At 73.7% G+C, this 23,386-nt stretch carries 21 protein-coding genes and 1 tRNA gene; 18 read left to right on the forward strand and 4 right to left on the reverse strand.

Going from position 1 to position 23,386, the window contains the following annotated elements:
• The 7 genes from ACFWEK_RS02210 to topA form a co-directional block, all read left to right on the forward strand.
• Positions 1 to 1,108: ABC transporter ATP-binding protein (locus tag ACFWEK_RS02210; RefSeq protein WP_430552940.1), on the forward strand; the 1,108-nt coding region annotated here is incomplete at its 5' end.
• Entirely contained in the window at positions 1,105 to 2,085 is a 981-nt protein-coding gene (locus tag ACFWEK_RS02215) for an ABC transporter permease (RefSeq protein ID WP_430547033.1), read from the forward strand. The genes ACFWEK_RS02210 and ACFWEK_RS02215, both read left to right, overlap by 4 nt.
• 1 nt (position 2,086) lies before the next feature.
• The gene (locus ACFWEK_RS02220) at positions 2,087 to 3,112 is read left to right on the forward strand and encodes an ABC transporter permease (RefSeq protein ID WP_430547032.1); all 1,026 of its coding nucleotides are present in this window, start codon (positions 2,087 to 2,089) and stop codon (positions 3,110 to 3,112) included.
• Positions 3,109 to 4,146, forward strand: coding sequence for an ABC transporter ATP-binding protein (locus ACFWEK_RS02225; protein ID WP_430547031.1), 1,038 nt, complete (start codon positions 3,109 to 3,111; stop codon positions 4,144 to 4,146). The genes ACFWEK_RS02220 and ACFWEK_RS02225 overlap by 4 nt, the downstream gene beginning before the upstream one ends.
• Before the next feature lie 158 nt (positions 4,147 to 4,304).
• Complete coding sequence (locus ACFWEK_RS02230; RefSeq protein ID WP_430552941.1) at positions 4,305 to 5,933, forward strand: hypothetical protein; 1,629 nt, start codon at positions 4,305 to 4,307, stop codon at positions 5,931 to 5,933.
• A gap of 62 nt (positions 5,934 to 5,995) precedes the next feature.
• Positions 5,996 to 6,979 (forward strand): phosphatase PAP2 family protein, encoded by a 984-nt coding sequence (locus tag ACFWEK_RS02235; protein ID WP_430552942.1) that lies wholly within the window; start codon positions 5,996 to 5,998, stop codon positions 6,977 to 6,979.
• A gap of 134 nt (positions 6,980 to 7,113) precedes the next feature.
• Positions 7,114 to 9,867 (forward strand): type I DNA topoisomerase, encoded by a 2,754-nt coding sequence (topA, locus tag ACFWEK_RS02240; protein ID WP_430552943.1) that lies wholly within the window; start codon positions 7,114 to 7,116, stop codon positions 9,865 to 9,867.
• A gap of 25 nt (positions 9,868 to 9,892) precedes the next feature.
• Here topA and ACFWEK_RS02245 read toward each other — a convergent pair whose 3' ends face one another.
• Entirely contained in the window at positions 9,893 to 10,099 is a 207-nt protein-coding gene (locus ACFWEK_RS02245; RefSeq protein ID WP_429736341.1) for a hypothetical protein, read from the reverse strand.
• A 72-nt stretch (positions 10,100 to 10,171) separates the two neighbouring features.
• On the opposite strand from ACFWEK_RS02245, the gene ACFWEK_RS02250 reads away from it, so the two are divergent.
• From ACFWEK_RS02250 to ACFWEK_RS02260, 3 genes are all read left to right on the forward strand, one after another.
• Positions 10,172 to 10,630: a MarR family winged helix-turn-helix transcriptional regulator gene (locus ACFWEK_RS02250; RefSeq protein WP_430552944.1), complete on the forward strand. Its 459-nt coding sequence runs from the start codon at positions 10,172 to 10,174 to the stop codon at positions 10,628 to 10,630.
• 116 nt (positions 10,631 to 10,746) lie between these two features.
• The gene (locus ACFWEK_RS02255) at positions 10,747 to 12,876 is read left to right on the forward strand and encodes a hypothetical protein (RefSeq protein ID WP_430552945.1); all 2,130 of its coding nucleotides are present in this window, start codon (positions 10,747 to 10,749) and stop codon (positions 12,874 to 12,876) included.
• A gap of 49 nt (positions 12,877 to 12,925) precedes the next feature.
• Positions 12,926 to 13,987: a Gfo/Idh/MocA family protein gene (locus tag ACFWEK_RS02260; RefSeq protein ID WP_430547025.1), complete on the forward strand. Its 1,062-nt coding sequence runs from the start codon at positions 12,926 to 12,928 to the stop codon at positions 13,985 to 13,987.
• Positions 13,988 to 14,005: 18 nt separating this feature from the next.
• Here the strand turns inward: ACFWEK_RS02260 and ACFWEK_RS02265 are convergent, their stop codons facing one another.
• Complete coding sequence (locus tag ACFWEK_RS02265) at positions 14,006 to 14,422, reverse strand: pyridoxamine 5'-phosphate oxidase family protein (RefSeq protein WP_430552946.1); 417 nt, start codon at positions 14,420 to 14,422, stop codon at positions 14,006 to 14,008.
• Between the two features lie 105 nt (positions 14,423 to 14,527).
• Between ACFWEK_RS02265 and tmk the strand changes: the two genes are divergently transcribed.
• From tmk to ACFWEK_RS02295, 6 genes are all read left to right on the forward strand, one after another.
• Positions 14,528 to 15,256, forward strand: coding sequence for a dTMP kinase (gene tmk / locus ACFWEK_RS02270; protein WP_430547023.1), 729 nt, complete (start codon positions 14,528 to 14,530; stop codon positions 15,254 to 15,256).
• The gene (locus tag ACFWEK_RS02275) at positions 15,253 to 16,404 is read left to right on the forward strand and encodes a DNA polymerase III subunit delta' (protein ID WP_430547022.1); all 1,152 of its coding nucleotides are present in this window, start codon (positions 15,253 to 15,255) and stop codon (positions 16,402 to 16,404) included. The genes tmk and ACFWEK_RS02275 overlap by 4 nt, the downstream gene beginning before the upstream one ends.
• Positions 16,405 to 16,512: 108 nt before the next feature.
• A complete protein-coding gene (locus ACFWEK_RS02280) occupies positions 16,513 to 17,487 on the forward strand; it encodes a hypothetical protein (RefSeq protein ID WP_430552947.1) in 975 nt (324 codons plus the stop codon).
• Positions 17,460 to 18,206 (forward strand): enoyl-CoA hydratase/isomerase family protein, encoded by a 747-nt coding sequence (locus ACFWEK_RS02285; RefSeq protein ID WP_430552957.1) that lies wholly within the window; start codon positions 17,460 to 17,462, stop codon positions 18,204 to 18,206. Before ACFWEK_RS02280 ends, ACFWEK_RS02285 begins: the two co-directional genes overlap by 28 nt.
• Positions 18,203 to 18,787 (forward strand): hypothetical protein, encoded by a 585-nt coding sequence (locus ACFWEK_RS02290; protein ID WP_430552948.1) that lies wholly within the window; start codon positions 18,203 to 18,205, stop codon positions 18,785 to 18,787. Before ACFWEK_RS02285 ends, ACFWEK_RS02290 begins: the two co-directional genes overlap by 4 nt.
• A gap of 41 nt (positions 18,788 to 18,828) precedes the next feature.
• Positions 18,829 to 20,439 carry an alpha/beta hydrolase gene (locus ACFWEK_RS02295; protein WP_430552949.1) on the forward strand — a complete coding sequence of 537 codons (1,611 nt, stop codon included), beginning with the start codon at positions 18,829 to 18,831 and terminating at the stop codon, positions 20,437 to 20,439.
• Here the strand turns inward: ACFWEK_RS02295 and ACFWEK_RS02300 are convergent.
• Entirely contained in the window at positions 20,394 to 21,320 is a 927-nt protein-coding gene (locus ACFWEK_RS02300; protein WP_430547018.1) for a PrsW family glutamic-type intramembrane protease, read from the reverse strand. The two genes, ACFWEK_RS02295 and ACFWEK_RS02300, sit on opposite strands and share 46 nt — an antisense overlap.
• Before the next feature lie 126 nt (positions 21,321 to 21,446).
• Between ACFWEK_RS02300 and ACFWEK_RS02305 the strand changes: the two genes are divergently transcribed.
• A tRNA-Thr gene (locus tag ACFWEK_RS02305) sits at positions 21,447 to 21,519 on the forward strand.
• A gap of 52 nt (positions 21,520 to 21,571) precedes the next feature.
• Here ACFWEK_RS02305 and ACFWEK_RS02310 read toward each other — a convergent pair.
• Positions 21,572 to 22,096 (reverse strand): VOC family protein, encoded by a 525-nt coding sequence (locus ACFWEK_RS02310; RefSeq protein WP_430547017.1) that lies wholly within the window; start codon positions 22,094 to 22,096, stop codon positions 21,572 to 21,574.
• A gap of 92 nt (positions 22,097 to 22,188) precedes the next feature.
• On the opposite strand from ACFWEK_RS02310, the gene ACFWEK_RS02315 reads away from it, so the two are divergent.
• On the forward strand, positions 22,189 to 23,163 hold the full coding sequence (locus ACFWEK_RS02315) for a helix-turn-helix transcriptional regulator (protein ID WP_430552950.1): 975 nt from the start codon (positions 22,189 to 22,191) through the stop codon (positions 23,161 to 23,163).
• Positions 23,164 to 23,386: the final 223 nt, after the last annotated feature.

Genomic DNA, 23,386 nt, shown 5'->3' on the forward strand with positions numbered 1-23,386 from the left:
CCTCCACACCACCACCCCCGGGGCGCCGGCCGGCGCCCCGGGGGGCACCCCCCGCACCGACCCCGGCGCGCCCGTGCTCGAGGCCGTCGGGCTCACCAAGCACTACCCGGTCAAGGGCGGCGGCTCCGGGCGCGGCGCCGTCGTGCACGCCGTCGACGGCGTGGACCTCGCGCTGCACGCCGGCCGCGTCGTGGCCCTCGTCGGCGAGTCCGGCTCCGGGAAGTCGACCGTGGCGCGGCTGCTCGCGCAGCTCCAGCCCGCCACCGCCGGACGCCTGCTGCTCGGCGGCTCCGACGCGCGGGCGCGCGGACGCCGGGCGTTCCGCCGCTACGTGAACCGCGTCCAGATGATCTTCCAGGACCCGTTCGCCTCCCTGAACCCGGTGCACCCCGTGCGGTACACGCTCACGCGGGCGCTGCGCATCCACCGCGGCCGCCTGCGCGGGGACGAGCTGGAGCGGGCGCTCGCCGAGCTGCTCGAGCGCGTGCACCTCACGCCCGCCGAGCGGTACGTCGACAAGTACCCGCACGAGCTGTCCGGCGGGCAGCGCCAGCGCATCGCCATCGCGCGGGCGCTCGCGGCCGACCCGGAGGTGCTGCTGGCCGACGAGCCGATCTCGATGCTCGACGTGTCCATCCGGCTCGGGATCCTCAACCTGCTCGCGGACCTGCGCGACCGGCTGCACCTGGCCATCCTCTACATCACGCACGACATCGCGTCCGCCCGGTACTTCGCCGACACCACCCTCGTGATGTACGCGGGGCGGGTCGTGGAGTCGGGGGACAGCGAGTCGGTCACCCAGGACCCGAAGCACCCGTACACGCGGCTGCTCCTGGCGTCCGCCCCGGACCCCGAGGACCTCGCCGAGCGGCCCCCGGGGGCCCCGCGCGGGGAGCCGCCCAGCCTGGTGCGGCCCCCGTCGGGCTGCCGCTTCCACCCGCGCTGCCCGTTCGCCACCGACCTGTGCGCCGCCGAGGCGCCGCCCCTGCTCGACGTCGGGCACGGGGCGGGCGGCGAGCCGCGGCAGGCCGCCTGCTGGGGGTACTCCGACCGGGCCGACGCCCCGGCCGTGCCGCGGACCGCGACACCGACGGGAGGGGACGCATGAGGTTCGTCCTGCGCCGCGCGGTCTTCTACCTGTTCACCGCCTGGGCCGCGATCACCATCAACTTCTTCGTGCCGCGCCTGCTGCCCGGCGACCCGGTGACCGCCCTCATGGGGCGCATGCAGGGCCGGATCGACTCGAACGCCGAGGAGTCGCTGCGCGTCCTGTTCGGGCTCGACCAGGACATGTCCCTGTGGGACCAGTACGTGCACTACTGGCAGATGCTGCTGCACGGCGACCTCGGGCTGAGCTTCACCCACTTCCCGACGCCGGTGGCCGACATCGTCACGCAGGCGCTGCCGTGGACGGTCGGGCTCGTGGGGATCGCCACGGTCATCGCGTTCCTGCTCGGGACGGCCGTGGGCACCGGCATCGGCTGGCGGCGCGGCACCTGGGCCGACTCGCTGCTGCCGATCACGACCTTCTTCTCCGCCGTGCCGTACTTCTGGCTCGGCCTCATCGCCATCGCGGTGTTCGCCGTGAACCTCGGCTGGTTCCCGTCGAACGGCAGCTACGACCGCGGCATGGTGCCGTCGCTGAGCTGGGAGTTCGTCGGCTCGGTGATCTACTACGGCACGCTGCCGGCGCTGACCATCGTCGTGTCGTCGATCTCCGGCTGGATCCTCGGGATGCGCAACATGATGGTCACCGTCTCCAGCGAGGATTACGTCACCGTGGCGCACGCCAAGGGGCTGCCCGCGCGGGCGGTCGTCGTGGGGTACGCGGCGCGCAACGCGATCCTGCCGCAGGTCTCCAGCTTCGCCCTGGCCCTCGGCTTCGTCGTCGGCGGCACGCTCGTCATGGAGATGGTCTTCAGCTACCAGGGCATCGGCTACACGCTCTACCAGGCGGTCTCCACCCACGACTACCCGCTGATGCAGGGCTGCTTCCTCGTCATCACGCTGTCCGTGCTGGTCGCCAACCTCGTGGCCGACCTGGCGTACGCGGCGCTCGACCCCCGCACCCGGCAGGAGGGCTGACATGGCCACATCGACCACCGCGATCGAGGTCGCGGCACCCACGGGGACCGACGACGTCGGTCAGGGCGTCGCGCGCCCGGGCCGGCGCCCGCGGCTGCTGTTCCTGCGCAACTCCAAGGCGCTCGTCGGCGTCGTGATCCTCGTCTTCTTCGGGATCCTCGCCGTCGTCGGGCCGTGGATCGCGCCCTACGACCCCGACCAGGTGAGCACCGCCCTGCTGCAGCCGCCGTCCGGCGCGCACTGGCTCGGCACCGACCACACGGGCCGCGACATCCTGTCGCAGATCATCGTCGGCACGCGCGGCGTGCTCGTCGTCGGGCTGGTCGCCGGGCTCGGGGCCACCGCGCTGGGCGTGATCGTCGGCGTCACCGCCGGCTTCGTCGGCGGGCTCGGCGACGAGGGGCTGTCGGCCCTGTCGAACGTCTTCCTCGTCATCCCGCAGCTGCCGCTCATCATCATCATCGCGGCCCAGCTGCCGAGCGCCGGCGGCATCACGGTGGCGCTGGTCATCGGCGCCACGGGCTGGGCCTGGGGCGCGCGCGTGCTGCGTGCCCAGACCCTGTCCCTGCGCAAGCGGGACTTCGTCGAGGCCGCCCGGGCCACGGGCGAGCGCACGTGGCGCATCGTGCTGGCCGAGGTGCTGCCCAACCTCACGGCGATCATCGCGGCGGGCTTCGTCGGCACCGTGACGTTCGCCGTCCTGAGCCAGGTGACCCTCGCGTTCATCGGCATCACGCCGGTGAGCGAGTGGAACTGGGGCACCATCCTGTTCTGGGCCCAGAACAACCTGGCGCTGCAGCGCGGCGCCTGGTGGTGGTTCGTCCCCGCCGGCCTGTGCATCGCCCTGCTCGGCATGGCGCTCACGCTGATCAACTTCGGCATCGACGAGCTGGTCAACCCGCGCCTGCGCAGCACCGGCATGCACGCCCGCACCCTGCGCCGCCGCGGCATCCGCCCGCGCGTCGGCTTCACCCCGGTGGTCCGGGACCAGTGGCGGGCCTCGCGGCCCGGCGAGGAGGAACGATGAGCGAGCCCGTGCTGGAGATCCGCGACCTGCACGTGGACTACGGCTTCGGCGACGACCCCACGCACGTGCTGCGCGGCGTGGACCTCACGCTGCACCGCGGCGAGGTGCTGGGGCTGGCGGGGGAGTCGGGCTGCGGCAAGTCGACCCTCGCGTACGCGGCGACCCGGCTGCTGCCGCCGCCCGGCCTCATCACCGGCGGGGAGGTGTGGCTCACCGACCGCGACGGCCGGCGCAGCGACGTCCTCGGCCTGACCGACGCGCAGCTGCGCGCCGCCCGGTGGCGCGATGTCGCCATCGTGTTCCAGGGTGCGATGAGCTCCCTCAACCCGGTCTTCCGGATCGGGCGGCAGCTCACCGACGGCATCCGGGCACACCGGCCCGGGCTGTCGCCCCGGGACCTCGAGGCGCGGGCCGCGGAGCTGCTCGAGATGGTCGGCATCTCCGCCGACCGCGTCCGCGCGTACCCGCACCAGCTGTCCGGCGGCATGCGGCAGCGCGTGATGATCGCGATGGCGCTCGCCCTGGAGCCGCAGGTGCTGCTCATGGACGAGCCGACGACGGCGCTCGACGTCGTCATGCAGCGCCAGATCCTCGAGCAGATCATGGAGCTGCGCGACCGGCTGGGGTTCTCCGTCGTGCTCATCACCCACGACGTCTCCCTGCTGGTGGAGGTCGCCGACCGCATCGCGATCATGTACGCGGGGGAGATCGTGGAGGAGGCCACCGCGCAGGAGGTCTACCGGAGGCCGCGGCACCCCTACTCGTCGGGGCTGCTCGGGTCGTTCCCGCCGTTGCACGGCCCGCGGCGCGAGCTGTCCGGCATCCCCGGCGCCCCGCCCGACCTGCAGCGGCTCGGCGCCGGGTGCCCCTTCGCGCCGCGCTGCCCGCACGCGATGGACGTGTGCCGGGACGTCCGGCCGGTGCTCGGCCCGCCGAGCACGGGGGAGGCCCGCCGGGTCGCCTGCCACCTGCACGACCCGGCCCTCGTGGGCGCGGGCGCGTCGTCCGGCCTGCCGCCGGAGCTCGCCCGCTGAACCCTCGTCGCCGCCCGCGGCCGGTCGGCGCCCGCCGACTGGATACCCCAGGGTGGTATGAAGTTCGGCAAACTGGGCAAAAGGGGCCCTCGGAGGTCTGGATCGGCGCCTGACCTGCCGCTATGTTCCACGCAGTCTCGACGGAGGGCGGTGTGCGCGTGGGCGCAGGAGTGCGGCGGTGGATGGGGGCGATCGGTGCGGCGGTCGCGCTCGCGCTGGTCTCGACGGGGCTCGTCGTCCCGCCCGCGACGGCCGACGACGCCGGCGGCGACGCCACCGTCGTGGTCCCGACCGAGGAGCACTGGTGGACGGGGCAGGACGTCGCCCTCGAGGTGACCGTCACCCACGACGGCGCGCCGGGAGTCGGCCAGGTCATCTGGATGGCCGACGGCTACAGCTCGTCCCTGTGGCGGGCCACCCTGACGGACGGTCGGGCCACGATCGTGGTCCCGACCGTCGACGACGCCGCAGGCCTGCACCGCGTCGTGGTGCGCCACGTCGACACGTCCGCGGCCGTGGACCCGGCTACCGGTCAGTACCCCGTCCGGTCGTGGGGCGCGGTCGATATCGAGCTCGCCGACCCCACGGCCCCGCTGCTGAGCGCGACGGAGTGGTACTACGGCGACGCGCACGAGCTCCGCTTTGACCTCACCGGCACGGACGAGCCGAGGGAGGGCGAGGTGACGGTCGACCTCGGCGGCGGCGTGGAGCGTTCGGCGCCGCTGGTCGACGGTGTCGCCGCGTTCGCCCTCGACGGCACGGAGGTGCCCGGCTGGCGGACCCTCCGGTTCCAGCACACGACCGCCGCGGGGGGCCCCGTGTCGAGCTGGGGTGCCCGGGTGCATGCCACGAGCAAGCCGGTCACGCTGAAGGCCACGGTGCCGTCCTCGGTCCGCTACGGCTCGGACGTCGTCGTGCCGGTGCGGGTCACGTCCACGCTCGGGACGCCCGTGGGGCGGGTGTCCGTCACGCGCAGCAGCGACGGGAAGTCGCTGGCCTCCGCCGCCGTGGTGGGCGGGAAGGCGACCCTGCGGTTCCCGGCGAGCAGGCTCGCGTTCGGCGACTCGTCCCTGGCGGTCGAGTTCGACGGCGCCCCGGAGTACGAGGAGCGCGTCGACCGGTGGCACCCGCTCGTCGTGCGCCCCCGGGCCACGTCCGTCGCGGTGTCGACCGGGAGGACGTGGACCTACGGCAAGGGGCGCCGGGTCGCGGTGACGGTCTCGTCGCCCGGCGCCACGCCGACGGGCCGGGTCGAGCTGTGGTCGTACGGCCACAAGCTGCGCTCCGCCACGCTCTCGCGGGGGAAGGCGTCGCTGTACGTCCCCGCCACCCGCGTGAGGCCGGCTGAGGATGGTGACGAGCAGTACATGGTGGTCAAGTACGTCGGGCCGTCCACCTTCGAGCGGTCGCAGCGCGGCTGGACCCAGAAGGTCGCCCCGGCGCGCCCGCAGGTCACGTTCCGCATGGACCGCACGTCGTTCCCGGCCGACTGGTCGGACCGCCGCTCGGTCCGCGCGACCGTCGCGATCAGGACGGCGGGGCTCCCCGAGCGCGGCCGCCTGTGCCTCTGGACGCGGGACCCGCAGTCGCGCCAGTCCCGTTGGGGCGGCTGCTGGACCAACTGGTCGTGGAAGGTCGACGACGGGTGGCGGACCATCCGCGTGCCCGGGGTGCTGCTGTCGGGCTCGCCCGGGAAGTCGTTCATCAAGGTCCAGTACATCCCCCGGGACCACAACGTGCGGCCGGTCTTCTCCAACACGGTCACCCTGCGGCACACCGCTTCCTAGCGGGGAGAGGTCCCCACCCGGCGCATACGTTTCCGACACACCGGAGTCGGTAGCGTGGTCCCGTGCTCACGGAGACGCGCCCTCAGACGCCGCCGACCCCCTCGCAGGGGACGGCGGGCGTCGGTGCGCCGATCCTGCCGGTCGGCGCGTGGCGCGGACCGCGGGCCGTCCCGCAGGCACGGACCGCGCCGCGGGTCGCGGCCGCGGTGGTCGCCGTCCTCGCCGCGCTCGGTGTGTGGCTCACCTGGCGGCTCTTCGTCGGCACCACGGCCGGCCAGCGGGTCGACGAGCTCGCGTTCCTCGGCGCCACGCACGGCCAGGGCCGCCTGTGGCGCGTCGCGGAGCCGGTGCTCGACGTCGTCTCCGTGGCCTTCGTCGTCGCGGGGGTCGGGGCGGCGATGCTCGTCGCCCTGGTGCGGCGCCGCTGGGTGCTGGCGCTGCAGGTCGCGGTGCTCGTGGGCGGCGCGAACGTCACCACGCAGGTGCTCAAGCACGGCGTCCTCGACCGGCCCGAGCTGCTCCCCGGGTGGACCGGCCCCAACACGCTGCCCAGCGGGCACACCACCGTGGCCGCGTCGGTGTCGGTCGCGCTGCTGCTCGTCACGCCGCGGGCCTGGCGGCCGGTGGTCGCGATCCTCGGGGCCGCCTACACGGCGGCCACCGGCGTCTCGACGCTCGTGGGGCAGTGGCACCGCCCGTCGGACGTCGTCGCCGCGCTGCTCGTCGTCCTGGCGTGGGGGGCCGCCGTGTGCGCTTTCACGCCCGCGTCGTCGACGGACGAGCCGCGCCGCCCGGGCGGGTCGTACGCGGCGCCCGCGTCGTACGTCGTCGCGGGCCTGCTGCTGGCCGCGTCGGCAGTGGGCGTCGTGGTCTCCGGGGGCACGCTGGTGGGGCTCGTCACGAACGGCGACCCGGTGCCCCTGTCGCCGGACCTCACGGCGTACGCGGCGGGCGCCCTGGGCGTGCTCGCGGTGACCGCGGCGGCGTTCGCGGCGCTGCTCGTGCTCCGCCAGCTCACCGCGCAGCCCCGCCTCACGTCTCGGTAGAGTGCCGCCCGGCGGCCGTGTCGGGGAAGTGACGAGCAGATGTCGTACCGTGACATGACCGGTCGGCCGGCCACCATCACCGCCGCAGCAGCACGCCGCCCGCACCGCCGCAGCACCAGGGAAAGCAGGAACGGATGCCCCAGCCACGCAAGCTCGTGATCGTCGAGTCGCCCACCAAGGCCCGCAAGATCCAGGGCTACCTCGGTGACGACTTCGAGGTCGAGGCGAGCGTCGGGCACATCCGCGACCTGCCGCAGCCACGCGACCTGCCGACGGACATGAAGAAGGGCCCGTACGGCAAGTTCGCCGTCGACGTCGACAACGGCTTCGACCCCTACTACGAGGTGCACGCGGACAAGAAGCAGAAGGTCCGCGAGCTGAAGAAGGCCCTCAAGGAGGCCGACGAGCTCTACCTCGCCACCGATGAGGACCGCGAGGGCGAGGCCATCGCCTGGCACCTCATCCAGGAGCTCAAGCCCAAGGTGCCGGTCAAGCGGATGGTGTTCCACGAGATCACCCGCGAGGCGATCATGCGGGCGCTGGAGAACACCCGCGAGCTCGACGAGGACCTCGTCGACGCGCAGGAGACCCGCCGCATCCTCGACCGCCTGTACGGCTACGAGGTGTCGCCGGTCCTGTGGCGCAAGGTGCGCCAGGGCCTGTCCGCGGGCCGCGTGCAGTCCGTCGCGACGCGGCTCGTCGTGGAGCGGGAGCGCGAGCGCATGGCGTTCGTCCCCGCCGACTACTGGGACGTCGCCGGGCAGTTCGCCCCGACCGGGGGCGACGACGCGGGGCAGGCGTTCCGCGCCCGCCTCACCGGCCTCGGGGCCGACCGCGTGGCGTCCGGCCGCGACTTCGACGACCGCGGACGCCTCAAGGTGCGTACCGGTGTGGTCCAGCTCGACGAGGCGTCGGCGCGCGCCGTCGTCGCGGGCCTCGCGGACGCCGCCTTCGCCGTCCGGTCGCTTGAGACCAAGCCGTACTCCCGCAAGCCTGCCGCCCCGTTCACGACGTCGACGATGCAGCAGGAGGCCGGCCGCAAGCTCCGCATGAGCGCGCGCCAGGCGATGCGCACCGCGCAGGCGCTGTACGAGAACGGCTACATCACCTACATGCGGACCGACTCGCCGTCGCTGTCCGCGGAGGCGACCGACGCCGCGCGCCGGCAGGCGGCCGAGCTGTACGGCCCGGAGTACGTTCCGGGCGCCCCGCGCCTGTACGCCTCCAAGAACAAGGGCGCGCAGGAGGCGCACGAGGCGATCCGCCCCGCGGGCGACTCGTTCCGCACCCCCGCCCAGGTGGCCCGCGAGATCTCCGGCGACCAGTTCAAGCTGTACGAGCTGATCTGGAAGCGCACCGTGGCCTCGCAGATGGCCGACGCCAAGGGGTCGACGGCGTCCGTGCGCCTGGGGGCCTCGCTCGCCGACGCCGCGGGCGAGCTCGCGGGCCGCGACGCCGTGTTCTCGGCGTCCGGCACCGTCATCACCTTCCGCGGCTTCCTGGCCGCCTACGAGGAGGGCACGGACGTCGCCGAGGGCGACGGCGCCGGCGCGTCGGGCAAGGACGCGCGGCTGCCGCGCATGGCCGAGGGCGACCCGCTGCGCGGCGACGACCTCACCGCCGAGGGGCACTCGACCACCCCGCCCGCCCGCTACACCGAGGCGTCGCTGGTCAAGGCGCTGGAGGAGCTCGGCATCGGCCGCCCCTCCACGTACGCGGCGACGATCTCGACGGTCCAGGACCGCGGCTACGTGCGCACCAAGGGCCAGGCGCTGGTGCCGACGTGGCTCGCGTTCGCCGTCGTGAGGCTGCTCGAGGAGCACTTCCGCTGGCTGGTCGACTACGACTTCACGGCCGAGATGGAGGCCGACCTCGACCAGATCGCGTCGGGCAGCCGCGACCGCGTGGCCTGGCTGACGCGGTTCTACTTCGGCGACGGCTCGGGCGACAGCACCGGCTGGGGCCTGCACGAGCTGGTGGAGAACCTCGGCGAGATCGACCCCGTGGCGATCAACTCGGTCGAGATCGGCGAGGGCATCCGCGTGCGCGTGGGCCGGTACGGCCCGTACGTCGAGGACCTGGGCGCCGAGGTGGCGGAGGGGGAGAACCCGCCGCGCGCGTCCATCCCCGACGACGTCGCCCCCGACGAGCTCACCGTGGCGAAGGCGCGCGAGCTCCTGGCCGCGGGCGCGGAGGACGGCAAGGTGCTCGGCACCGACCCGGTGTCCGGGAACGAGATCATCGCGAAGAACGGCCGCTACGGCCCGTACGTGACCGAGGTGCTCGACCTGCCGGAGATCGACCCGAGCCTGTCGGCGGCGGCGCAGAAGAAGGCGAAGGCCGCACAGCCGAAGCCCCGCACCGGGTCGCTGCTGAAGTCGATGACGCTCGAGACGGTGACGATCGACGACGCCCTGAAGATCCTGTCGCTGCCGCGCGTGGTCGGCACCGACCCGGAGTCGGGCGACGAGATCACCGCGCAGAACGGCCGCTACGGCCCGTACCTCAAGAAGGGCACGGACTCGCGGACCATCGCGTCGGAGGAGCAGCTCTTCACGATCACGCTGGACGAGGCGCTGAAGATCTACGCCGAGCCCAAGCGCGGCCGGGGTGCCCGGGCGGCCACCCCGCCGCTGCGCGAGCTGGGCGACGACCCGACGAGCGGCAAGCCGATCGTGGTCAAGGACGGCCGCTTCGGCGCGTACGTCACCGACGGCGAGACCAACCGGACGCTGCCGCGCGACCTGACGCCCGAGAGCATCACGCCCGAGCGGGCGATCGAGCTGCTGGCGGAGAAGCGGGCCGCCGGCCCGGCCAAGAAGCGCACGACGACGCGCAAGCCTGCCGCGAAGAAGCCCGCGGCGAAGAAGTCCACCGCCAAGAAGTAGCGCCGCCGGTGCTGTGAGCGGGGGGTCAGTCCTTGCGCTCGACGAGGTACACGTGGCCGTCGGGGCGCGTGACGCGCTGCAGCGAGCTGCGGAGCGCGGCGTCCCGGGCCAGGTCCTCCGCGCTGGGCGGGATCGGCGGCGTGCGCCGGATGGACGCGGGCCCGAAGAACCGCAGCAGGCTCTCCGTGACCTTCATGCCCCAGGTCCGGTCGTCGTCCTCGCGGCGTGCCATGACGCTCCCTCACAAAACTTGGTGGGCCAACCATTGGTGCGCCAACTATATGTCGAACCGTAGGGTGGGCGCATGGACCTGCCCGACGACCCGCTGCGCCTCGAGGCGCAGGCGTGCTTCTCGCTCTCCGCGGCGGCCCGGGCGATGGTGTCGATCTACCGCCCGATCCTCGAGCCGCTCGGGCTCACCCACCCGCAGTACCTCGTGATGCTCGGGCTGTGGCAGGACGACCGCGCCGGCGCGACGACGACGGTCACCGGGCTGAGCTCGCGGCTCCTGCTCGACCCGGGCACCCTCTCGCCGCTGCTCAAGCGGCTGGAGCGCCAGGGGCTGCTGGAGCGGCGCCGCGGCGCCGGCGACGCGCGCGTCGTCGAGCTGCACCTCACCGCCCCCGGCCGCGCGCTGCGGGACCGGGCGGAGGAGGTGCCGGCGAAGGTGGTCGCCGCGAGCGGGCTGGGCCTGGTCGAGCTCGAGCAGGTCCGGGACGTCGCGAACCGGGTGGTGGCGGCGTCGCTGGGCGCTCCCGCCTGAGCCGTCGGGCGTCGGCGCTCGGCCTCGGGCAACCATGCCCCGCGGCGGGGCCGACGGTGGTTTCATGAGCGATGGCCGCACAAGGACGTGCGACACCGGCCCAGAGGAGAACCACCATGCTCCGTGCACGACGCAGAGCCACCATCCTCCTGAGCGGCGCGGGCGCGCTGCTCCTGACCGCCGCCGCGTCGCTACCCGCGGTCGCGGCGGCCGACCCGGAGAACCTTCCGGGCGACGACGTCATCACCCTCCCGATCAACGACAGCGCCGCGGGCGGCACGTACGACCAGGACTTCGACCGCGCGTACTCGGGCACGACACCGGACGGCACGCCCGTGTACGTCTACGTGCCCGCGGGCACGCCGCTCGACGGCAGCGCCCCGACCGGGGTGGACAGCCTCGACCCGTCGTTCGACCACGCGCCGGACGACGAGTTCGAGCCGTGCGGTGAGCTCACCGCGGAGGACTTCACCCTCACCCAGGCGCAGATCGACTTCCTCGGCGACGAGCTGTCGAACCAGATCGTCGCCGTGGACGAGGAGCACTACGGCGAGATGGACGCGGCCGACCCGGCCCAGCCCGCGACGGACTCCCTGGTCATGGTCGTCTACAACGTCCAGGACGAGCTGTACTACGACTGCGAGCAGACCTCGTACACGGCCGGCTACTTCGCGCCCGACTTCATCGACTCGGTGGGCATGAACGCCATCGTGATCGACGCCTTCGACTGGCAGAACCGGCTCGGAGGCGCCGACGCCCCGTGGAACGACGACGACCCGGACAACGACCAGCCCGAGCTGTACGAGGGCGTCGTGGCGCACGAGCTGGAGCACCTGCTGCACCACTACAGCGACCCCGGCGAGCTGTCCTGGGTGGACGAGGGCCTCGCGGACTTCGCCGTCTTCCTCAACGGCTACGACGTCGGCGGCTCGCACCTCACCTACCACCAGGTGTTCTACGCCGAGACGTCGCTGACCCGCTGGGCCGGCGGGCTGGAGAACTACGGCGCCGCGTACACGTTCTTCCAGTACCTGTGGGAGCGCGCGGGCGGCAACGGTGACGGCACCTACACGCCCGATCTCACGTACGACGGGGCCGGCGGGGACCTGCTGATCCAGCAGATCTTCGCGAACCAGGCCGACGGCATGGACGGCGTGCAGGCGGCCCTCGACGAGTTCGACGCGGCCACCGGCGCCGACCTGCCGGACGTCGCGACCCTCTACCAGGACTGGGCCGTGGCCGTGTACCTCGACGACGAGGACAGCGACCTGTTCGACATCAAGGCCGTCGACTTCGGGGACCCGGCCTTCACGGACTGGACGATCGACATCGCGGACGACCAGTACTGGGAGGGCCGCGGCTCCAACCAGGGCGCCCAGCCGGACGCCAAGTGGGACCGGCGCGCGAACGGCCAGTCGCCCGTCGCCCTGCCGTACGGCATCCAGGTGGAGCGGTTCCGCAACCCGGGGCCGCGCGTCACGGTGGGGCTGGACGGCGAGGACACCTCCGAGGTGGCGCCGCACACCGGCGACACCCACTGGTACGGCGGGTACGAGAGCCAGTCGGACAACGTGCTCGACGTCGAGACGGACGGCGCCGTGGCGAGCCTCGACTTCTGGACCTGGCACTTCATCGAGGAGGGCTGGGACTACGGGTTCGTCGAGGCGCAGGTGGGCGGCGAGTGGGTCACCGTGCCGCTCGTCGACGACGCCGGCGCGACCGTCACCACGGACGACGACCCGCACGGCAACAACACGGAGGGCAACGGCCTGACGGGGACGTCGGGCGGCGCCTACTTCGTGGACGAGCCGGAGTACGTGCACCTCACGGCGCAGCTGCCGGCGGGGGCGACGGACGTGCGATTCCGGTACTCCACCGACGCGGCCTACCTCGACACGGGCTGGTTCGTGGACGACGTCGTCGTGGACGGCGGCGCCGCCGCGGTCTCGTCCGAGGCCGGTCAGTGGGTCGAGACCACCGGGGTCCAGGACAACAACTGGACGCTCCAGGTGGTGGCGACGTGCGACCTCACGCCCGGCGTGACGAACACGTTCGAGATCACCGACGGGGCCGGCAACTTCGTCTACCGGCTCACGGGCGACCAGATCTCCCAGGCCGGCTTCGTCACGAAGTGCGCGAACGGCAACCAGCGGGACTTCGCCACGCTGGTGTCCAACCTGCCGACCGGCGACCTGACGTTCCTCGACGCCGGGTACGACCTGTCGGTGGCGCACACCAAGAAGTAGGCGCGGGCACCCGCGCGAGGGCGCGGACGAGGCGGGTACGGTGTCGGCCATGACCGACGTCACACCCGCCTCGTTCGCGCCCGGCCTCACCACCGACGACCTCGCCGGGACGGTGCCCGACCCGCGGACCGCGCCGGCCGTGCGCTGGGGCGTCCTCGGCGCCGGCAACATCGCCGGGTCGTTCTCCGACGGCGTCCGGCAGCACACGGCGGCGTCCGTCGTGGCGGTGGGCTCGCGCGACGTCGCCAAGGCGGAGGCGTTCGCCGCCGCGCACGCCCCGGGCGCCCGGGCGCACGGCGACTACGACGCCCTGGTGACCGACCCCGACGTCGACGTCGTGTACGTCGCGACGCCGCACTCGCACCACCACGAGCACGCGCTGCTGGCGATCCGCGCGGGCAAGCACGTGCTCGTCGAGAAGGCCTTCACCCGGGACGCGGCGCAGGCGCGCGAGGTGCTGGACGCCGCCCGCGAGGCCGGCGTCTTCGTCATGGAGGCGATGTGGACGCGGTTCCTGCCGCACGTCGCGGCGCTGCGCGGCGTGATCGCGCGCGGCGAGATCGGCCGCGTCGTCGGCGTGATCGCCGACCACGGGCAGCAGTTCCCGTTCGACCCCGCCCACCGGCTCTACGCGCCCGGGCTGGCCGGCGGCGCGCTGCTGGACCTCGGCGTGTACCCCGTCTCCTTCGCGCAGGACCTGCTCGGCGCGCCCGAGACCGTCACCGCCGTCGGAGCGCTCACCGAGACGGGCGTCGACGGCCAGATCGGCATGGTGCTGGGGTACCCCGGCGGCACGCAGGCCACGCTGTCCACCACGCTGTGGTCGCGCACCGCCAACACGGCCGTGATCTCGGGCACCGAGGGGCGCATCGAGGTGGCGCGCACCTTCTACGCGCCGACGTCGTTCACCGTCGAGCGGCACGACGGCGCCACCTGGGCGTACGACGGCTTCCGCGGCGAGGGCAAGCAGTACCAGGCGGCCGAGGTGGCCCGCCGGATCGCGTCGGGGGACGTCGAGAGCCCGCGCATGTCGTGGGACGGCACGCTCGAGGTCATGCGCACCATGGACGACGTCCGTCGCCAGGTGGGCGTCGTCTACCCGGGGGAGTGAGCGGGGCGCTCGCGCCGGTCAGCGCAGGTCGCCCAGGACCAGACGGCGGCCGGAGACCTCGCTCGGCGTGATGCGGACCCAGATGGTCTTGCCGTCCTCGAGGTAGCTGACGAGGCCGGTCGCGCGGGCCTCGGCCACGTCCTCCTCCCGCTCGAGGACCTGCGCGCGGCCCTTGATCACGACGCTCCACGCCCCGTCGTCGCCGATCTCGTCGGCCTCGAACGCGACGCGGGGGCTGATCGTCACCTCCGCGAGCTTGGTGCCGGGCTTGGTGCGCAGGAAGATGCGCTGGTCGGCGACCGCGAAGCTCACGGGGAAGATCTCGGGCTCGCCGGCCACCGACGTGGCCAGCCGGCCGGTCTTCTGCCCTGCGAGCAGCGCCCAGCACTCTTCCTCGCTGAGCACGGTCTGGGACGGCTGCGGCTGGGTGGACATCGAACCTCCTGCGTGTCGAGGGATCACTGCCATCGTGCCCCCGCACGGAGCCCGGCGCTACGGCGGGCGGCGGTGTCGTCGGTCACGGCGGCTAGGGTGTCGGGAGTGAGCAGCGCACCCGGGTACTTCGTCTCGTTCGAGGGCGGCGACGGCGCCGGCAAGACCACGCACGTGCGCCTGCTGGGCGACTGGCTGCACGAGGTCACCGGCCGTGAGGTGGTCGTGACGCGCGAGCCGGGCGGCACGGACCTGGGGGCCACGCTCCGCCGGGAGGTGCTGCACGGCGAGGACCTGGACCCGCGCACGGAGGCCCTGCTGTACGCGGCGGACCGCGCCCACCACGTCGCCACGGTGGTGCGGCCGGCGCTCGGGCGCGGGGCCGTCGTGGTGACCGACCGCTACCTCGACTCCTCGGTGGCGTACCAGGCCGGCGGCCGGGAGCTGTCGGAGGAGGAGGTCGAGGCGCTCTCCCTGTGGGCCACGGCCGACCTGCTCCCCGACGTCACCGTGCTGCTGGACCTCGATCCGATGGTCGGGGCCGCTCGGCTGTCGGGCGAGCCGGACCGGCTGGAGAGCGCGGGGGACGAGTTCCACCGCCGCACCCGCGACACGTTCCTGCGCCGGGCCGCCGCCGATCCCGAGCGCTGGGTCGTGGTGGACGCCTCGGCGAGCCTGGACGACGTGCAGGCGCAGGTGCGCGTCGACGTCGCCGCCCGGCTCGACCTCACGCCCGTGGTCGAGGAGGCCGCGGCCGCGCGGGACACCGACCGGGACACGGCGCAGGACATGGCGCAGGGCACGGAGCAGGGCACGGCCGGGGAGGGCTTCGAGTGAGCGTGTGGGACGACGTCGTCGGGCAGCCGGACGCCGTCGCCACCCTGCTCCGCGCGGCCACGGACCCGGCCGCGATGACGCACGCGTGGCTGCTCACCGGCCCGCCCGGCTCGGGTCGGTCGGTCGCGGCGCGGGCGTTCGCCGCGGCGCTGCAGTGCACCGGCACGGACGGCGAGACGGGCGGCTGCGGGAGGTGTCACGCCTGCACCACGACGCTCGCCGGCACGCACCCCGACCTCACGGTCGTGGCCACCGACAAGGTCGTCATCACCATCGACGAGGTGCGTGACCTCATCATGACCGCGGCGCGGACGCCGTCGTCCGGCCGGTACCGCGTGATCGTCGTCGAGGACGCGGACCGGATGGCCGAGCGCACCACGAACGTGCTGCTCAAGGCGATCGAGGAGCCCCCGCCGCACACCGTCTGGGTGCTGTGCGCCCCGAGCGCGCAGGACGTGCTGCCCACCATCCGCTCCCGATGCCGCGGCGTCGTGCTGCGGGTGCCTCCCGCCCAGGACGTGGCGGACCTGCTCGTGCGCCGCGACGGCGTCGACCCGGCGGTCGCGCTCACGGCCGCGCGCGCCGCGCAGTCGCACGTCGGGCTGGCGCGGCGTCTCGCCCGCGATGCCGACGCGCGCGAGCGCCGCGACGCCGTCCTCGAGATCGCGCGGCGCATCCGCGGCGTCGGGGACGCCGTCCTCGCGGCGGGGGAGCTCGTGGACGTCGCGAAGGCCGAGGCCCTGGCGGCCACCGCCGAGCGCGACGCCGTCGAGAAGGCGGAGCTGATGCGCGCCCTCGGCGTGCAGGACGGCGACACCCTGCCGCCCCGGCTGCGCTCGCAGCTCAAGCAGCTCGAGGACGACCAGAAGCGGCGCGCCACGCGCCGGCAGCGTGACGTGCTCGACCGGTCGATGGTGGACCTGCTGTCCCTGTACCGGGACGTGCTCGTGGTGCAGCTGGGCGCCACGGTCGAGCTCGTGAACGCCGAGCACGACGGCGCCGTGCGCGCGCTGGCGGCGGACTCGACGCCGGAGCAGACGATCCGCCGGATGGACGCGATCGGCGTCGCGCGCGAGCGGCTCGAGGGCAACGTGGCGCCGCTCCTGGCGCTCGAGGCGATGGCCGTCGCGCTCCGCCCCCAGGGCTGACCATCCCGCGCGTGTCCCTGCGGCGACAGTTGCCTCATCACCCCTTCATGCGGTGAGGTGTTCCGCGGCGGGGGCCATGGTGGCCCCGCGACCAGACTGGGGGTTGGCATGAGGATCCTGCTGCTCGTCTCGGCGTTCAACGGGCTCACGCAGCGCGTGTGGGGGCACCTGGCGGACCGGGGCCACGACGTGGGCGTCGAGCTGGCGCCGGCGTTCGGCTCGCCGGAGGAGCTGACGGCGCGGGTCGAGGAGATCGGCCCGGACCTGATCCTCGCGCCGTTCCTCAAGCACCGCGTGCCCGAGGACGTGTGGCGGCGCTGGACCACCGTGGTCGTGCACCCGGGCCCGGTGGGGGACCGCGGCCCCTCCTCCCTGGACCACGCGATCCTCGACGGCCGCGACCGCTGGGGCGTGACGGCCCTGTCCACGGTGGAGGAGATGGACGCCGGCCCCGTGTGGGCGACGTCGACGTTCGCCCTGCCCACGGGTCAGCAGGCGCCGATCGCCAAGAGCGCCCTGTACAACGGGCTCGTGGCCGACGCCGCGCTGGTGTGCGTCGAGGAGGTGCTGCGCAAGGTCGCGGCGGGGGAGGAGCCGACGCCGGTCGACCGCCTCGAGCGGGAGGTGCCGGGCACCGGCGAGCTGCCGCTGCTGCGCCGGGCCGCGTTCGAGCTCGACCTGTCCCGCCCCGCCGCCGAGCTGGCGCGCACGATCGCCGCGGCCGACGGCGCGCCCGGCGCCCCCGCGACGCTGCAGGGCGCGCGCTTCTGCCTGTTCGACGCCGTGGCCGTCCCCGAGCCGGTGGACCGCTGGCCGCCCCCGGCATGGTGGTGGGGCGCGACGAGGACGCCGTGGCGATCGCCACCGGAGACGGCACGCTGTGGGTCGGGTACGCCGCGACCCTGGCCGAGAAGCGCGGCACCAAGCTGCCCGCGTCGTGGGTGCTCGACGTCGCCGGGGTGCCGTTCCGTCCGGCACCGGCGGCCCTCGCGGAATCGGTCTACGAGCGCGACGGCGACGTCGGCTACCTCACGATCCGGTCGTACAGCGGCGCCATGCACACCGCCCAGTGCCGCCGGCTGACCACGGCCGTGGAGAAGGCGCTCACGGAGGACACCCGGGTGCTCGTGGTGCGCGGCACCGAGCACGCGTTCTCCAACGGCATCCACCTGGGCGCGATCGAGGCGGCCGCCGACCCGGCCGCGGAGGCATGGGCGAACATCCGCGCCATCGACGACCTGTGCGAGGCGATCGCCGCCGCCGACCAGCTCACCGTGGCCGCGTTCACGGCGAACGCCGGGGCCGGCGGCGTGATGGCGGGTCTGTGCGCGGACGTCGTCGTCGCCCGCGACGGCGTGGTGCTCAACCCGTACTACGACATGGGCATCTTCGGCTCCGAGCTGCACACGTGGACCGTCGCGTCCCGCCTCGGCGAGGTCGACGCCGACCGGCTGCTCAGCGACAAGCTGCCGGTGTCGGTCGCGGAGGCGGCGCGGACCGGCCTGGTGGACGCCGTGGGCCCGCGCGACCCGCAGCTGTTCGCCGCGTGGCTGGCCGACCGCGCCGCCGCGCTGGCGACGCCGGAGGGTCGCGCGGAGGCCGCCGCGGCCGCCCGGGTGCGTGCGCCCCGCCGCCCGCTGTCGTACTACCGGACCATCGAGCTCGCCGAGATGGCGCGGGACATCTTCGACGACCGGCGCGGCTTCGCGGCCAAGCGGCGGGACTTCCTGCGCAAGGCGGCCCCGCAGGAGACGCCGGAGCGGTTGCGGTTCGCGGACGTCCGCGAGACGGTCGCCCCGTGACGGCTCGCCCCCTCCGCGCTCTCCGCGGCCCGCTGCTGGCGGGCGCCGCGGCCGCTCTCGCCGTGCTCGTGACGGCCTGCGCCTCCGGTGGTTCGCCGGGAAGCGGGCCGACGTCCGGGTCGTCCACCCCGGCGTCGCCGTCGCCCACCCCGTCGACCAGCCCGTCGGTCGGTCCGGCACCCTCCGACGGCGCAGCCGCGCCGGCACCCGGGGAGCACGCGCGCGGCCTGCCCGAGGGCGCGGAGGGGACGTTCGACAGCCCCGCCGGCGTCGCCTGGTCGCCCACGCCCGGCGTGCTGCTGGTCGTGACGTACGGGTCGAGCACGTGCCCGCGCCTGGCCGAGGCCGAGGCCGGCTGGGACGACGCGCACGAGGCCGTCGTCGTCGGCATGGTCGAGCCGGATCCGGGCCCGTGCACGATGGACTACGCCCCGACGACGAGCGCCGTCGCCGTCCCGCCCGACGCCGACGCGGGGACGCCGGTGACCGTGCGCCTCGGCGACCTGGGCGAGGTCGAGGTGTCGCCGCGCGCGAAGGACGCCACCGCGGGCCCGGTGGTCTGGGTCCCTGCCGGGGGCTGAGCACGTCGGGGCAGGTGCTGCGGCGACGGTAGGTTGGGCGAGTGATCTCCGACGAGCGCCGCCCGACCGCCCGCCGCACCACCCCCCGCCCGAGCCTCCGCCGCACGAGTCGTCCTCGCTCCGGCCTGCGCGGCCTGTCCGTCGTCGTCGCCGGGGCGGTGCTGCTCGCCGGGTGCACGGCGCCCGCCAAGGAGCAGTCGCCGGTGGGCTCGGCCTCCGGCCCGGCGGCGTCGCAGGCGCCGGACGGGTTCGAGCAGTACTACGGGCAGGCGCTCGAGTGGGAGGACTGCGAGGACGGCCTGCAGTGCGCGACGGCGTCGGCTCCGCTCTCCTGGCAGGACGCGGACGCGGGCAGCATCGAGCTGTCCCTGGTGCGTAACCCGGCGGACGGCAAGGACCCGGAGGGCTCGCTCCTGGTGAACCCCGGCGGGCCGGGCGCGTCGGGCGTCGACTTCGTGCAGAGCGACGCCCAGTCGGACGGGTCGATCTTCGGCAAGCGGCTGCAGGACGCGTTCGACATCGTCGGCTTCGACCCGCGCGGCGTGCAGCGCTCCACGCCCGTGACGTGCTTCGACGACGCCCGCAAGGACGAGTCGCTGGCCAAGGACTTCGACCGCAGCACCGACGCCGGGCTGCAGGCGATGCAGGAGGAGTACGAGGCGTGGAACGGCGCGTGCGCCGAGAACTCGGGCGAGGTGCTCGGCCACGTGGACACGCAGAGCGCGGCGCGCGACATGGACATGCTGCGCGCGGTGCTCGGCGACGACGCCCTGAACTACCTCGGGTTCTCCTACGGCACCCAGCTCGGCGCGACGTACGCGGGGCTGTTCCCGGACCGTGCCGGCCGCCTCGTGCTCGACGGTGCGATCGACACCACGCTCAGCTCGGAGGAGATCTCCCACGGGCAGGCCGTCGGCTTCGAGAACGCCCTGCGGGCGTACGTGCAGGACTGCCAGGCGGGCGCGAGCTGCCCGCTGTCCGGGTCGGTCGACGACGGGATGCAGCAGATCCGGCAGGTGCTGGACCACGCCTACGAGCGGCCGTACGAGACGTCGAGCTCGGGCCGCACGGTCACGCAGAGCCTCGCGTTCTACGGCATCGCCGTCACCCTCTACAACCAGGGGAGCTGGCCTGCGCTCACCCAGGCCCTGGACGAGGCGATCAACCAGGGCACGGGCAACGCGCTGCTCTACCTCTCCGACCAGTACTTCGACCGGAACGCGGACGGGAGCTACGCCACCAACTCGGAGGAGGCGATGCGCGCCGTGAGCTGCCTCGACGACCGGGCCACCACCGACGTCGAGCAGATGCGGGCGGACGCCGCCGCCATCGAGAAGGACGCGCCGACGATGGGCTCGTTCTTCGGCTACGGCGGGCTGACCTGCGCCGGCGCGGAGTACCCGCAGGTGGAGCAGGAGTTCGACCTGCACGCGAAGGGCGCCGCGCCGATCCTCGTCGTCGGCACCACCAACGACCCTGCCACCCCGTACGTCTGGGCCGAGGGCCTGGCGAGCACCCTCGACTCCGGTGTCCTGCTCACCTACGAGGGCGAGGGGCACACGGCGTACCAGCCGTCCCGGACGTGCGTGGCCGACGCCGTCGAGTCCTACCTCGTGGACGGGGACGTGCCGGCCGACGGCGCGACCTGCTGAGCGCTCGTGCGCGACCAGTGCCGCAGGGCCAGCACGCCCAGCGCGGAGATGACGACCAGCCCGACCACGTAGAACACGGTCGACCAGGTGGAGGCGTTGTCGGACGCGGCGGGCAGCAGCTGGCCGTACGCGAGCTCGTAGTGCACCCCGCCGGTGACCTTGATCGCGAGGTACGCGGAGATGAAGCCCATCGAGTCCCACAGGGCGTGCAGCGCGACCACGGTGAGGTAGGCGAGCAGCACGCCGCCGGTGAACCGGTACCTGCCGGCGGCCGACGCCGCGCCGAAGATCGCCGCGCCCAGGATCGCCGTCCACAGCACGTGCCCCACCGGCGTCAGGAGCCCGCGGACCGCCTCCGTCTGCAGCAGGGAGTTCAGGTCGATCTGGCCCAGGCGGGTGAGGCTCGCGTTGAAGGCGTAGCCCGCGGACTCGAAGGCCGCGAACCCGGCGCCGACCGTCGCGCCGAGCAGCGCGCCCGTGAGCCCGGTCTTGTGCGCCACCCGGGCGCCGACCACCAGGAACACGGCGATCTTCACGGCCTCCTCGATCGCGCCCACGCCCACGTAGATCCACAGCGACGGCGACAGGTGCGACTCCAGGATCGACGCGCCCAGCACGCCGAAGATGCCGCCGAAGAAGAATGCGCCCAGCAGCAGCATGATGTCGATCGAGCCGTGGGCCCTCTCGACGACGAACAGCACCACGCTGAACGGGACGAGGAAGCTGCCGAGCAGGATCACCGTCGGGATGAGGTTCGAGTTCTGCGTGCTGAACGTCACGGCGGCGGTGACGGCCCACAGCAGGATGCCGAGGACGAGGGTCTTCCACCACCACCCTCGGCCCGTGGTGATGACGGTGCTCTGCGACGTCGTGGGCTGCATGGGCACGAGTATGCGGAGGTCAGCGCGTGCTGTCGCGCGGAAGCGGCCCGCCGTTTTGGAGCCGGGCCCGGGCGTCAGGTACTGTAGGCGCGCTCGTTGATCCGGTTCCACGCCGGTGCACGGCACGCCGCCTTAGCTCAGTCGGTAGAGCGATTCACTCGTAATGAATAGGTCATCAGTTCGATTCTGATAGGCGGCTCAGCTCAGAAGGCCCGGAACCTGGAGGTTCCGGGCCTTCGTCGTACCGGCCGTCAGCGCACCGGCGCGCTGCTGCGACCTTGCGCGCGCCCGCTCAGCTCGGCGTCGAGAGTCTCCTGGGCGACGCGCATCTGCTCGGCATAGGCCGGCTCCTGGAGGCGCCGCCAGACGACGTCCTCGGGGACGTCCTCGACGTGGCTCACCACCCACCAGATGTTGCCGAACGGGTCCCTGATGCGACCGCCGCGCTGCCCGAAGGCGCTGTCGGACGGCGCGGTCACGACGTGGGCGCCGGCCGCGACGGCCTTCGCGAACGTCGCGTCGGCGTCGGGCACGAAGACCCGCAGCAGGCTGGGCATGACCGGCCACTCGGGGTGGCGGTCGAACGCGAGCACGACGGTGTCGCCGATGCGTGTCTCTCCGTGCCCCACGGCGCCGTCCTCGGTGAGGACGCGTCCGAGCTCCTCCCCGTCGAACACCGCCGTCACGAAGTCGAGGAGCGCGCCGGTGTCGTCGGTGACGACCCACGGGGCGACGCTCGTGTATCCGGCCGGGGTCGTGCGCTGCGAGGCGTTCATGATGGTCTCCGTCGTCGGGCGTGTGCTGTCGACGGACACGCTACGGAGCAAGGAGGACCGATCCTGTCCTCGATCGGCGCGATGATGTCCGCATGACCGGACCCACGTCGCGTCTGCTCTCCCTGCTGTCGTTGCTGCAGACCGCCCGCACGTGGTCGGGGCCCGAGCTCGCCCGGCGGCTCGAGGTCACGCAGCGCACCGTGCGTCGCGACGTCGACCGCTTGCGCGAGCTGGGCTACCCGGTCGAGGCGACGCTCGGCACCCACGGCGGCTACCGCCTCGTGGCCGGGACGTCGATGCCACCGCTCCTCCTGGAGGACGACGAAGCCGTCGCCGTCGCGCTGGGACTGCGCACCGTCGCCGGGCACGGCCTGCCGGGGCTCGAGGACGCCGGGGTCCGTGCGCTCGGCAAGCTCAGCCGGTCGCTGCCCTCCCGACTGCGGCACCGCGTCCGGGCGCTGGGCGCGAGCGCGATGGCCTGGGAGCGCCCGGCCGGTGGCAGTGCCGACCCGGACGTCCTGACCGTGCTCGCGGGCGCCGCGACGAGCCGCGAGCGGGTCCGCCTGGAGTACGAGGCGCGCGACGGTCGGCGCGGGCCGCGGCACGTGGAGCCGCAGCACGTCGTCACGATCCGGGGGCGCTGGTACCTCGTGGCGTACGACGTCGACCGCGCCGACTGGCGCACCTTCCGGGTGGATCGGGTCCGCGCGCTGCGGGCGACCGGGGCGCGGTCACGCCACGAGTTGCTCGCGAAGGACGTCCCGGCGTACCTGGAGCAGGCCGAGGCGGCGATGGCGCCGACGCTCCGCGCGGACGTCACCCTGCGGCTGCCCGTCGACGAGGCCCGCCGCCGGCTGGGCGACCACCTCGGGGACGGCGACCTCAGCCCAGACGGCGCGGACACCCGCTGGCACAGCGCCCCGGACACCGTCGAGTGGCTGGCCCTGCGGCTGCTCGCCGTCGGGTGCGGGTTCGTCGTGCACGGGCCGCCCGAGCTGCGTGCGCACCTCGACGGCGTCCACGAGCGGACGCGGCCCCCGGGCGCGGCCGGGACGAGGGCGCCGTGACCACGGACCGTCGTCCCGGTGCAGGCCGTGCGGTCTAGTCGTAGTCCGGGTTGTTGATCGTCGGGATGTCGATGTCGATGGGCTGCGTGGGCGCCGTCCGATCCCTCGTGATGTGGTCCCCGATCCACCCCAGCGTGAATCGAAATTAACTTCACGACGATCGCGGCTCCCGGCAAGCGGAAGCTGAGGGCGCCGTACCGCCGCCCGGCGGCCCGCGCTGTCG

This window comes from Isoptericola sp. NPDC060257 (genome assembly GCF_042726645.1).
Taxonomy (GTDB): domain Bacteria; phylum Actinomycetota; class Actinomycetes; order Actinomycetales; family Cellulomonadaceae; genus Isoptericola; species Isoptericola nanjingensis.

Excerpts from the sequence above, each read along its gene's own strand:
- ACFWEK_RS02215 (WP_430547033.1), top strand. The coding sequence starts at position 1,105 with ATGAGGTTCGTCCTGCGCCGCGCGGTCTTCTACCTGTTCACCGCCTGG.
- ACFWEK_RS02220 (WP_430547032.1), top strand. The coding sequence starts at position 2,087 with ATGGCCACATCGACCACCGCGATCGAGGTCGCGGCACCCACGGGGACC.
- ACFWEK_RS02225 (WP_430547031.1), top strand. The coding sequence starts at position 3,109 with ATGAGCGAGCCCGTGCTGGAGATCCGCGACCTGCACGTGGACTACGGC.
- topA (WP_430552943.1), top strand. The coding sequence starts at position 7,114 with ATGCCCCAGCCACGCAAGCTCGTGATCGTCGAGTCGCCCACCAAGGCC.
- ACFWEK_RS02245 (WP_429736341.1), bottom strand. The coding sequence starts at position 10,099 with ATGGCACGCCGCGAGGACGACGACCGGACCTGGGGCATGAAGGTCACG.
- ACFWEK_RS02250 (WP_430552944.1), top strand. The coding sequence starts at position 10,172 with ATGGACCTGCCCGACGACCCGCTGCGCCTCGAGGCGCAGGCGTGCTTC.
- ACFWEK_RS02255 (WP_430552945.1), top strand. The coding sequence starts at position 10,747 with ATGCTCCGTGCACGACGCAGAGCCACCATCCTCCTGAGCGGCGCGGGC.
- ACFWEK_RS02260 (WP_430547025.1), top strand. The coding sequence starts at position 12,926 with ATGACCGACGTCACACCCGCCTCGTTCGCGCCCGGCCTCACCACCGAC.
- ACFWEK_RS02265 (WP_430552946.1), bottom strand. The coding sequence starts at position 14,422 with ATGTCCACCCAGCCGCAGCCGTCCCAGACCGTGCTCAGCGAGGAAGAG.
- ACFWEK_RS02280 (WP_430552947.1), top strand. The coding sequence starts at position 16,513 with ATGAGGATCCTGCTGCTCGTCTCGGCGTTCAACGGGCTCACGCAGCGC.
- ACFWEK_RS02285 (WP_430552957.1), top strand. The coding sequence starts at position 17,460 with ATGCACACCGCCCAGTGCCGCCGGCTGACCACGGCCGTGGAGAAGGCG.
- ACFWEK_RS02300 (WP_430547018.1), bottom strand. The coding sequence starts at position 21,320 with ATGCAGCCCACGACGTCGCAGAGCACCGTCATCACCACGGGCCGAGGG.
- ACFWEK_RS02310 (WP_430547017.1), bottom strand. The coding sequence starts at position 22,096 with ATGAACGCCTCGCAGCGCACGACCCCGGCCGGATACACGAGCGTCGCC.
- ACFWEK_RS02315 (WP_430552950.1), top strand. The coding sequence starts at position 22,189 with ATGACCGGACCCACGTCGCGTCTGCTCTCCCTGCTGTCGTTGCTGCAG.